The sequence below is a fragment of the Methanosphaerula palustris E1-9c genome (genome assembly GCF_000021965.1).
Taxonomy (GTDB): Archaea; Halobacteriota; Methanomicrobia; order Methanomicrobiales; family Methanospirillaceae; genus Methanosphaerula; species Methanosphaerula palustris.
Genome location: NC_011832.1, coordinates 468,462 through 477,558, shown reverse-complemented (window position 1 = coordinate 477,558; position 9,097 = coordinate 468,462). Strand labels below are relative to the sequence as shown.

Annotated in this window: 14 protein-coding genes; 5 read left to right on the top strand and 9 right to left on the bottom strand. The window is 53.7% G+C overall.

Annotation, left to right across the window (positions count from 1 at the left end):
* Positions 1 to 4 precede the first annotated feature (4 nt).
* From MPAL_RS15630 to MPAL_RS02385, 5 genes are all read left to right on the top strand, one after another.
* Positions 5 to 145 carry a hypothetical protein gene (locus tag MPAL_RS15630; RefSeq protein WP_012617167.1) on the top strand — a complete coding sequence of 47 codons (141 nt, stop codon included), beginning with the start codon at positions 5 to 7 and terminating at the stop codon, positions 143 to 145.
* A complete protein-coding gene (gene dapB, locus MPAL_RS02395) occupies positions 138 to 902 on the top strand; it encodes a 4-hydroxy-tetrahydrodipicolinate reductase (RefSeq protein ID WP_012617166.1) in 765 nt (254 codons plus the stop codon). Before MPAL_RS15630 ends, dapB begins: the two co-directional genes overlap by 8 nt.
* Before the next feature lie 66 nt (positions 903 to 968).
* Positions 969 to 1,142 (top strand): DUF362 domain-containing protein, encoded by a 174-nt coding sequence (locus MPAL_RS14950; protein WP_012617165.1) that lies wholly within the window; start codon positions 969 to 971, stop codon positions 1,140 to 1,142.
* Between the two features lie 191 nt (positions 1,143 to 1,333).
* Complete coding sequence (locus MPAL_RS02390) at positions 1,334 to 2,338, top strand: DUF3821 domain-containing protein (protein WP_158303607.1); 1,005 nt, start codon at positions 1,334 to 1,336, stop codon at positions 2,336 to 2,338.
* A gap of 59 nt (positions 2,339 to 2,397) precedes the next feature.
* Complete coding sequence (locus MPAL_RS02385) at positions 2,398 to 2,913, top strand: nitroreductase family protein (protein WP_012617163.1); 516 nt, start codon at positions 2,398 to 2,400, stop codon at positions 2,911 to 2,913.
* Here the strand turns inward: MPAL_RS02385 and MPAL_RS02380 are convergent, their stop codons facing one another.
* From MPAL_RS02380 to MPAL_RS02340, 9 genes are all read right to left on the bottom strand, one after another.
* Positions 2,914 to 3,813 carry a hypothetical protein gene (locus MPAL_RS02380; protein ID WP_012617162.1) on the bottom strand — a complete coding sequence of 300 codons (900 nt, stop codon included), beginning with the start codon at positions 3,811 to 3,813 and terminating at the stop codon, positions 2,914 to 2,916. It lies immediately after the preceding gene.
* Positions 3,814 to 3,874: 61 nt separating this feature from the next.
* Positions 3,875 to 4,405: a (d)CMP kinase gene (cmk, locus tag MPAL_RS02375; RefSeq protein WP_012617161.1), complete on the bottom strand. Its 531-nt coding sequence runs from the start codon at positions 4,403 to 4,405 to the stop codon at positions 3,875 to 3,877.
* A complete protein-coding gene (locus MPAL_RS02370; RefSeq protein ID WP_012617160.1) occupies positions 4,405 to 5,004 on the bottom strand; it encodes a DUF106 domain-containing protein in 600 nt (199 codons plus the stop codon). Before MPAL_RS02370 ends, cmk begins: the two co-directional genes overlap by 1 nt.
* A gap of 4 nt (positions 5,005 to 5,008) precedes the next feature.
* The gene (locus tag MPAL_RS02365) at positions 5,009 to 5,581 is read right to left on the bottom strand and encodes an adenylate kinase (RefSeq protein ID WP_012617159.1); all 573 of its coding nucleotides are present in this window, start codon (positions 5,579 to 5,581) and stop codon (positions 5,009 to 5,011) included.
* Between the two features lie 5 nt (positions 5,582 to 5,586).
* Positions 5,587 to 7,020: a preprotein translocase subunit SecY gene (gene secY / locus MPAL_RS02360; protein ID WP_012617158.1), complete on the bottom strand. Its 1,434-nt coding sequence runs from the start codon at positions 7,018 to 7,020 to the stop codon at positions 5,587 to 5,589.
* A 27-nt stretch (positions 7,021 to 7,047) separates the two neighbouring features.
* Positions 7,048 to 7,476: an uL15m family ribosomal protein gene (locus tag MPAL_RS02355; protein ID WP_012617157.1), complete on the bottom strand. Its 429-nt coding sequence runs from the start codon at positions 7,474 to 7,476 to the stop codon at positions 7,048 to 7,050.
* A gap of 6 nt (positions 7,477 to 7,482) precedes the next feature.
* Entirely contained in the window at positions 7,483 to 7,944 is a 462-nt protein-coding gene (locus MPAL_RS02350) for a 50S ribosomal protein L30 (RefSeq protein ID WP_012617156.1), read from the bottom strand.
* Positions 7,944 to 8,567, bottom strand: coding sequence for a 30S ribosomal protein S5 (locus MPAL_RS02345; protein WP_012617155.1), 624 nt, complete (start codon positions 8,565 to 8,567; stop codon positions 7,944 to 7,946). Before MPAL_RS02345 ends, MPAL_RS02350 begins: the two co-directional genes overlap by 1 nt.
* 1 nt (position 8,568) lies before the next feature.
* Positions 8,569 to 9,096, bottom strand: coding sequence for a 50S ribosomal protein L18 (locus MPAL_RS02340; RefSeq protein ID WP_012617154.1), 528 nt, complete (start codon positions 9,094 to 9,096; stop codon positions 8,569 to 8,571).
* Position 9,097 lies beyond the last annotated feature (1 nt).

Sequence of the window (9,097 nt, the reverse complement as noted above, 5' to 3'; positions counted from 1 at the left end):
ATACATGGACGAGTGCCCCACTGAAGCGATCACGACGACGATCAACCTCCGAGGCCTTGCATCAGGGCTGCTCATACTCCCGCTCGATGAACTGGATGCTGAAAAGACTGCTGCACTGACGGAGGTGTTGAGCACGTATGACTAAGGTCGTGGTATCAGGGGCCTTCGGTCGGATGGGCTCGATGATCTGCAGGATGGTCACCGAGACCGAGGGGCTGGAATTGGTCGGTGGGATCGGGAATCAGGCCGGCACCCAGTTCAATGTTGAGGTGGTGAAGTCTGAAGAGATCGATCGGTTGCTCACCGAGCAACAGCCCGACGTGCTGATCGACTTTACCATCGCATCTGCGGCAGTCACCGCCATTCAGGCCGCCACACGTCACCATGTGGGGCTGGTCGTCGGAACGACCGGTTTTTCTGATGCGCAGCAACGGCAGATCAGGGACGCAGTCGAAGGGACGGTGCCGGCGGTGATCTCGACCAACTTCAGCATAGGTGTCAATATATTCTGGCAGATCCTCCGGAACGCGGCCCCCCTGCTCAGCGAGTACGATATCGAGGTGAGCGAGGCTCATCACCGGCACAAGAAGGACGCTCCGAGCGGGACGGCAAAGACGATCCTCTCCATCCTCGACGAGGCAGTGGGAGAGAGGGAGAAGGTATACGGCAGAGAAGGGATCACCGAACGGAAGAACGAGATCGGGGTGCATGTGTTCCGCGGGGGAGATATCGTCGGCGACCATGCTGTCACCTTCGCAAAGAACTTTGAATCGATCACCCTTTCACATCGCGCTTATGACAGGGCTGTACTTGTAAAAGGAGCCCTGATAGCGGCTGCATGGGTGCATGGGAAACTGCCCGGCATCTATCCGTTCAGTGCAGTACTCGATCTTGAATCCTAAGATTGAGTGCTGCACAGATAGAAATATTTTTCATAGTAACTGTTGAGATCGTAAGGAGAGTTTTATATGGTTGCAAAAGTTGATTCTGACCTGTGTGTAGGCTGTGAAACCTGCGTGGACGAGTGCCCCGCTGAAGCGATCGCGATGGCCAATGGAATTGCCGTCATCGATAAAGACAAATGCGTGGACTGTGGTTCATGCGTGGAAGTCTGCCCCTCCTCAGCCATCACCATGGACTGATCGTCCACCCGGCTTGAGAGGAGAGATCTCTTCTTCGCATCCCAATTTTCATTTTCTGCAGGATTACCTGAATTGATCCTGGATATTCTTTCATCTGACCCACTTCTCTGTTCGTGGGATAAGACATGAATAGTCCATCTCCCACATCATTATCTATCACCGGTGCCTATACCCCATCTGGTGAACTGAAGATGAGACGAAATATGATCTCTGTACTGATGGTTGCCACCTGCCTGGTCCTGATGGTCCCGGCTGTCACCGCAACACTGAGTGATATTCCCCAAGGGGGTGTTATCTTCATTGGAGAACAGGGTTTGAACCTCAACGGCGTCACTACAGGATCCCAGGTAGCCTGGTGGGGGGCCGGCAGGTCCCCGACCACCGATGCCCCTTCAGACCTGCAGACGATCTCAGACCCAAAGAACTTCTTCGTCTCCCCGACCATCTATGGCACTGAGACCGGGGTCTGGTACACCTACCCGGATAAGAAGCCGGCCTTCACCATCAAGGATCCAACGCTCGCCGTCAAAGCGATCGATGTCAGGACCGGCCGCGAGGTGACCAGCGGTCTGGTCTCCCGCGGGGACCAGGTGAAGTTCCAGGTCGAGACCAATATGTATTCGATGACCGAGCGGACAGGAGTGAACGGAGTACCGGTCACGATTCATGTTACCGGCCCTGGAGGGATCGATTATACCTCCCTGACCGACAGCAATGGAAAGGTTCATTCCCTGGACCCGGTGACTGTCAGTTCCTCGCTCTATGAGACCGACCCGGTCTGGAACACCGGAAATGCTCAGTATCCAGAGGGAAGTTATGTAATCTGGGCCGAGTGCAACGCGAACAATATGAAGAACGAATATCCAGTTGGAGGAAAGACAACGACTAAAAACACCACCAGTAGCCTCACCGTGGGAACTGGAGAGGTGACGGTGGCCCTGGTTTCGACCAACACCGCCACTACCACCAGTCAACAGACCAGTCCGATCAGTTCTCCGATTGAGACCGGGACAATGACGCTTTCGCCAACCACCACAACGATAACCCTGTCAACTACCGGGCAGATCTCAACCCCCCAGGGTTCACCGATCACCTCGACGACCTATCCCACCCCAAAGGCCGGCGGGTTCACCGCCGGCACGACCGCCCTGCTGCTGTTGGCCGGGGCTGCGATTGCACTCCGACGCCAGAGCTGAGAAGATCTGACCCTTTTTTTGGCATAACACATATCTGTCTGGAATACTATCAAAGATCCATGAATCTTGGCACGACGATTATCAAATCCCGTCACAGTGTCCGTTCCTTCAAGGAGACCCCTCTCGATGAGAAGATCATCGACGAGGCGCTCGCCTGTGCCCACCTGGCCCCAACCGCAGCGAACAGACAGCCATGGCTCTTCGGATACATCACCAGCAAAGAGACCATGAAAGAGATCGCAGCTCTGACCGATCACGGCTCCTTCATCGCCGGAGCAGCGGCCTGTTTTGCTATCTTTGGAGAACGGGACGAGACCTACTACCTAGAGGACTGTTCCGCTGCCACCGAGAACCTGATCCTTGCCCTGCAGGGCTATGGGATCGGATCGTGCTGGGTCGCCGGAGACAAGAAGACCTATGCAGAAGAGATCCGGAAACTGCTCGGAGTACCGGACCAGTACACTCTGGTCTCCCTGGTTCCAGCCGGTTTCCCGATGGATGTCACCATCGCAAAGAAGAAGGATATCGAAGCGATCACATTCCGCGAGCGGTTTACCCAGTCGAAGACGGTGTAATCAGTCGCTTATCTCGACGACCCGGCAGGGGTAGATCTGCTCATCATATTCATCCACCTCTTTTTGATTATTATCCGGACCAGTTCCCCACCGTCTGCAGATCAACAGGGCCGAACCGTTATGGCGGAGACAGTAGACATCAAAGTACAGGTCCAGAGTCCTGATCAGCGCCATCTCTTCTTCAAGGGTGAACCATGGAACCTCAAAAACCATCTCCTGAATCTGGTTCTCAGCAGGTAAGACAGTTCCAGCTTCTAAACTGAAGGGAAGCGTGATCAACAGCACACCCCGAATTGAAAGAAGCCGGTTGATCTCCAGGACCAGAGCGGTCGGGATCGCTGGTTTTGGTATTGGAATGAGCACCAGATCAAGAGACACAGAAGGAAGGGCGATACTAGGGAAGGATGATACCAGCGGGGTTCCAGAACAGGGAACCGGAATTACCGCAGGAGTGATCAGGAATCGCTGCTTCTCATCTACCACCAGAGTGGTCAGCAGGTCGCAGGCGCGCTCGGTCAGCAGCAGATCTGGTCTCTTTGAGGAGATCAACACTGCACCGGCTTCGAGAGTCATACCGCTGCATTCTCTTGTGGCTAATGAGAAGAGATCGGTATAGACACGGTCGAGGTGCAGAGCGTGATGATGAGCGATATGATCCTCTTCAAGGTTATGGAGGTGCTTCCTGCCGGCGACAGTCAGATGATAGTGTGCCCGGTACCGCGGGAGATCGGCCTCTCTGCTGATCAGACCCTGACGCTGAAGGTGACAGAGGACCTGGAATAGCGTCAGGGCACCTCCCAGGTCAGGTCGACGTTTATTCAGTTCGTTCTGTGTGCAGGATCGCCGATCAAGGATCTGCAACACCCAGAGACCCAGAGTTCCACCATCAACCATATCCATAAACGATAGTAGTTGATCGTATGAACTTAAAAAAAGGAATTGTTTCGCCAGAGCAATCCGATCAATCTCTGACCGCGGCAATGGCACAGTTAACGATCAGGCCGAGCTGGCCGACCGACCACCGCTCGGTGTTCAGCACCAGGTGATAGGAGGAGAGATCGCTGATATCGATCTGATAATACATCATATAGCGTTTGGCCTCAGAGGCCTCCCGCTCTCGGGTCAGCGTCATCGCCTCCTCTTCACAGGTCACACTGTCCCGAAAAGCGATCCGACCTACCCTGCAGGTCAGTGGAGCGTTCAGCCAGATCCGGAGATCGGCCTGCTCTACCATCCGCCCCGAGAGGCGCCCTTCAACGATGATATCATCCTGTTCTGTTGCGATCTGTTTCTGACGGGCATCGATCATCAGATCTATCGATGGATCATTCTCTGCCAGTTCCCCAAACGCAGCGAGGTCCATCCCCTTCTCCCTGGCGAGCTGCCGAAAGACTTCCCCTGCAGAGATGAGTTTCAGGTTATGTTCCGCTGCCAGATGCTTGGAGAGAGATGTGGTTCCGCTGCCAGGAGGACCACTGATGGTGATCCGCATCAGATCCCCCCAATATTCAACGCTTTTCTGATCACCTGGCTGATCATCAGCGAACAGATCATGTACCAGACCATCCAGGCCTGAATCGGACCGATTGCTCCAGCGGTCAAGGCCAGTTTGCCCATGAACGGAAAGACGATATCTGCATGTGCTTCAGGAAGACGGTAGAGCAACCAGAAGAAGACCGGTACCGAGACGAGCAGGATATAGGCCATTGGCTTGAACTGCGCCTGCGACATCTCGAGCTGCTCCTGCATCATCGCGTTCTGTTTAACCTGGAGTTTCTTCACCTTCTTCTCGTCCCCAGAGAGTTGGGCCTCCCGGAACTCAGCCTGAAAGGCCTTCATCGCCTTCTGGGTCTCCTGCATCCGTTCATAATCAATCGTATACTTCTGGATCAATGACGAGTACAGACCAGTCAGCGTTGAGAGAATGATGATCAGGGCAAAAAACGGAACACCATAGGTATCAAGAAGTGGTCCGAAGACCCCGTCGATGGCCATGCCAATCCCTTTTCTGAGCCATTCGATGCTGTAGGCGAGCATCAGCACCATCGCGAGAAGGAGGGCAAGATACCCTCCATACTTCTTCAAATCCATTTCTTCACCGAAGCAGATTTACCATATCAGTGACTGCTCGTTCCAGCAGGTGATCGGGGTTCTGGATAATTTTAACCGTACATCCGGTCACCATTGCATAAGATGCAGCGATGGCACGGTTGAATTCCTGATGTTCAGAGAGCGCACGGAATCCATCGACATCTCGCACACGGGTTATGTCGGATAGCCGGCGGATCAGGATCTGGTCTTCATCAGTCTCCACAATCACAAAGACATCTGGTTTCAGTTCCCGGAGTACCCACTCCGGCAGACCTGCCAGATACCCTTTCGGGGTCTTGACCGAGGCATGCGTATCGATGATCACGTCTCCATTGATCTTGCCGATCGCAGCCGCGGCCAGTTGCTGCAGGTGCTTCTGATCATCGCGAGAGAGCTTTCGCATCTCATCGCGATCCTTCACCAGCCCCTTCGAGACCGCCATCTCAAACATAAATGATCCAAAGGAGATCGACTGATAGTCGATCCCCTCTTCTTTGAGCCTTAAAATCGACTCATTGATCACCGTGGTCTTCCCTACACCAGGTACCCCGGTGATAATGATCTTTCTTCCAGGCATTTGTTTTACTCCTTCCCAAAGAACTGCCGCATGAATGGATACATCTCCATGATCTGCTGGCTTGCAATCTCCTCATACAGTCTGTACGTGATCGAGACTGTCAGCAGCAGTCCTGTTCCGCTGACTGAGCCGATAACCCCGAAGAGGTTGGCTACAACACTCAGCAGGCCGATGAAGACACCACCGATCACCGTGACACGTGGAATATATCGGTCAAGGTACTTCTCAAGCACCTGAGGATTCCGGCGGTATCCCGGGATCGACATCCCGCTCATCTGGATCTGTCGGGCCACATCCTTTGAGTCAAGACCTGCGGTCTTGATCCAGAAGAGCGCGAAGAGCGCACCACCGACAACCATGATGAACGTATCGATACCCATTCTGGTAAGGATCTCCCATGGCGCATGGCCAAGGTCCGTCACCCACCACATCCAGTCAGTTGGACCGTTGACCGGTGCCAGGAAATACATCAGTCCACCGGTGGGCTTCTGTCCATCAAAGGCGCCAAAGATCTTGATCCCGATATTCGAGAGGAAGAGGCCAAACATCTGGATGTTTGCCTGCAACACACGAACCAGGATCATCGGCAGCACACTGGCATAGATCAATTTCACCGGGAATCGTGCCCGGGCGCCCCTGACCTGTGCATGGGCGAGCGGGATCTCGATACGTGTCGATTCGACATAGACAATGATCAGGAAGATCGCGATCGTCGTGATGAAGGCGAGGAGATCCTTTCCAAAGTACTGCAGATAGTTGCCACCACCGAGGCCGATAGCAACCAGGCGCGGGAAGAACCCAACCGGGTAGGCATCGCTGACCGGGGTCCAATTCAGGAACCCGTTGATCAGACTCTGTGAGATCCCTGCGATGATGAAGAGACCGACACCTGAACCGATCCCCCATTTGGTCACCACTTCATCCATCAGCACAATCAGGATTCCGCCTACACAGAGCTGGATAAAGATGAGCAGCATGAGCGTGAGGGAGCTCCCTCCAAAGACCGACTGGACGAGTGTAGCATTCGGCTTCATAAACCCACCCACAATGTTAGGGGCAGCCTCAATGACGATCATCACCAGGATCAGGATCTTCTGCAGACCCATGTACATGACCTGTCCACGGGTCTCACTGGTATCGATCTGAAGAATATCTGCTCCCTTGAGGAGCTGCAACACGATCGACGCCGTGACGATTGGTCCGATACCAAGATGAATGATCGAGCCGCTCGCCCCCGCAAGGAGCGCACGCCAGGCCTGAAAGAGATCCAGTGAACTCGTGTCAAGCCCAAAGAGAGGTACATTGCTGAGTATGAAGTACAGGACCAGAATTCCTGCAGTCCACATCAGTTTATTTTTAAAATGGACATGCCCCTCAGGACTGCGGACCGCCGGCATCGCTGCAAGCAGGGGCTCCATTCTATCCAGCAGGTTTCCCATTCTTTCACCCTAAAAAAATGAAGGGGATCAGACAATCAGTGCCTGACCACCCATCGCTTCAATCTTTGCCTTTGCCTGTTCTGAAAAAGCCTTGGCAGTGATGTTAAACCTGGCTGTCACTCTACCACTACCGAGCACCTTATCGACATCGATCAGTGCGGTGTCAAGGGTGATCGTGTCGCCATCCTTTGTGGCAACAGAGTTGGCAATCAGTTCGTCGACCATCTGATTGATCGTTCCGATGTCCAGTGCTCTGACCGGGACACGGGGACTGTGGTTGAATCCATTCTTACCATAGACGGGACCACCATCTTCCAGGTAGAACTTGGCAAAGCGATGAGCGTTAAGACCTGCACGGCCACGCCCTCCGCGGTTACCTGCACCTCTCCGGTTCTTATGGGTTCCACCACCACAGGTCCTCGATCCACGGTATTTTGATCGTTTATTTACTGGCATCTGGTCTCACCTCATCTTATAGAGAAGAGCATTGATCTCCTGGCCATAATAACCAAGCGCTCCTCCCTGTGGATATGTCCTCTTCAGCGATTTGTAGCCCTTTCTCGGCGGGTGGAGACGAAGGACCGGCTTCAATCCAGGGACATCCCTGATGCGTACCGTACCTTCGATCATCGCCTTTGCAAGGTCTGCAATTCCGTTGAGTTCTGAGTTCTCCTTCAGGTACTCGTCAGTGAGTGCATCGTTCCCTTCAAGCCGTCCGCGTGTCCGCATCAGCGTCTCAAGGGTGGCCTCATCCACCTCGCCATAGGCGACATAGTCCTTGACCTTCCTGATCATCCCGAGAATTTCAGGGGTATCAGGGAGGAAGACACAGTGATTGATATGATGGAGACGAAGCATCTTCAGCGTATCCTTGATGTCACGGCGGGTGTTCACAACACCGCGCACCTGTACAACCGCATACATTACTCAGATCCTCCGGTTCTGATCATATTCGTCTGCTGGAGTGCATTGAAGGTTGCCTTCGCAAAGTTGATCGTGGTTCTGGTTTGACCATTGCTGAACGTCCAGACATCCTTGATCCCTGCAAGTTCGAGCACCTTCTTGCTGATGTCACCGGTGACAAGTCCAATCCCCTGAGGGGCTGGCTTTAAGGTGACCTTGACACTGCCGGCCTTCCCCTGCACTTGCATGGGGATCGAGTGCTTCAGTTCGCAGCCACATTCCCATGAACCGCATCCTCTGCGCACCTTGATGATGTTGACCTTGGCATTGTCGATCGCTTTCTTGATCGCGTTTCCGACCTGGACATCCTTGCCCTGTCCGAATCCAATATATCCATCGCGGTTTCCGACCACGACGACAGCTCTGAACTTGACTCTGCGACCAGAGTCAGTCATCCGCTGGACCATCTCGATATCCAGAACCTCATCAACGAGGTCCGGCAGGAATGCGTCCACGATCTGAGGTTCCTTGATCGGTTTTCCCGAGTCGAAGATCTGGTCGATGCTGGTCAATTCACCTGATATAACCTGCCTTCCCAGACCAGTGAGTGGAACCCATTCTTGGTGATGTTCTTCATATGCCATATTATGCCAGCTCCTTCATGATGGTCTGAGCGGCCGATTCAACATTCTCAACAAGGTCTCCTGCACGGTCAGGAGCATATGCAGCGATATGCTCGCCCTTGACACGTTCGTCAGCCGGGAGGATCTCTTCACCGTGCGGAACATCGAGGCCTGCTTCCACTGCACCTTTCAGTGCAGCGAAGACCTTTGCTCCATAGGTCGCACGGTTCAGCCCGATATCGAGGATCGCAGCAGGATGATCTGCATTCAGCGCCTTGACCGCGAACAACATACCAGTCAGGTAAGCAGCTGGTGTGTTGGAAGTTGAGCCCTTGTACCCATAATCCAGCAGTTCAGCTGAGTTTGCAGTGACCAGGGTCTTGTCGCCCTCCATCTCTGCAACGATCATCTGCACAATGATATGCCGGTTGGTCTTTCGCACAACCATACGCGGCTGCTCGGCGACAATCAGTTTGCCTCTCTTATAGTAATCGGTCTTGCCCTCTCTTCTCCTTCTAAAAGGAACAAAATACCTGGGTCCGACTGCCATA

Coding starts and splice junctions, on each gene's coding strand:
- MPAL_RS02340 (WP_012617154.1), bottom strand. CDS start 9,096: ATGGCAGTCGGACCCAGGTATTTTGTTCCTTTTAGAAGGAGAAGAGAG.
- MPAL_RS15630 (WP_012617167.1), top strand. CDS start 5: ATGGACGAGTGCCCCACTGAAGCGATCACGACGACGATCAACCTCCGA.
- MPAL_RS02355 (WP_012617157.1), bottom strand. CDS start 7,476: ATGCCAGTAAATAAACGATCAAAATACCGTGGATCGAGGACCTGTGGT.
- dapB (WP_012617166.1), top strand. CDS start 138: ATGACTAAGGTCGTGGTATCAGGGGCCTTCGGTCGGATGGGCTCGATG.
- MPAL_RS02385 (WP_012617163.1), top strand. CDS start 2,398: ATGAATCTTGGCACGACGATTATCAAATCCCGTCACAGTGTCCGTTCC.
- MPAL_RS02350 (WP_012617156.1), bottom strand. CDS start 7,944: ATGTATGCGGTTGTACAGGTGCGCGGTGTTGTGAACACCCGCCGTGAC.
- MPAL_RS02365 (WP_012617159.1), bottom strand. CDS start 5,581: ATGCCTGGAAGAAAGATCATTATCACCGGGGTACCTGGTGTAGGGAAG.
- MPAL_RS02390 (WP_158303607.1), top strand. CDS start 1,334: ATGAGACGAAATATGATCTCTGTACTGATGGTTGCCACCTGCCTGGTC.
- MPAL_RS14950 (WP_012617165.1), top strand. CDS start 969: ATGGTTGCAAAAGTTGATTCTGACCTGTGTGTAGGCTGTGAAACCTGC.
- secY (WP_012617158.1), bottom strand. CDS start 7,020: ATGGGAAACCTGCTGGATAGAATGGAGCCCCTGCTTGCAGCGATGCCG.
- MPAL_RS02380 (WP_012617162.1), bottom strand. CDS start 3,813: ATGGATATGGTTGATGGTGGAACTCTGGGTCTCTGGGTGTTGCAGATC.
- MPAL_RS02345 (WP_012617155.1), bottom strand. CDS start 8,567: ATGGCATATGAAGAACATCACCAAGAATGGGTTCCACTCACTGGTCTG.
- MPAL_RS02370 (WP_012617160.1), bottom strand. CDS start 5,004: ATGGATTTGAAGAAGTATGGAGGGTATCTTGCCCTCCTTCTCGCGATG.
- cmk (WP_012617161.1), bottom strand. CDS start 4,405: ATGCGGATCACCATCAGTGGTCCTCCTGGCAGCGGAACCACATCTCTC.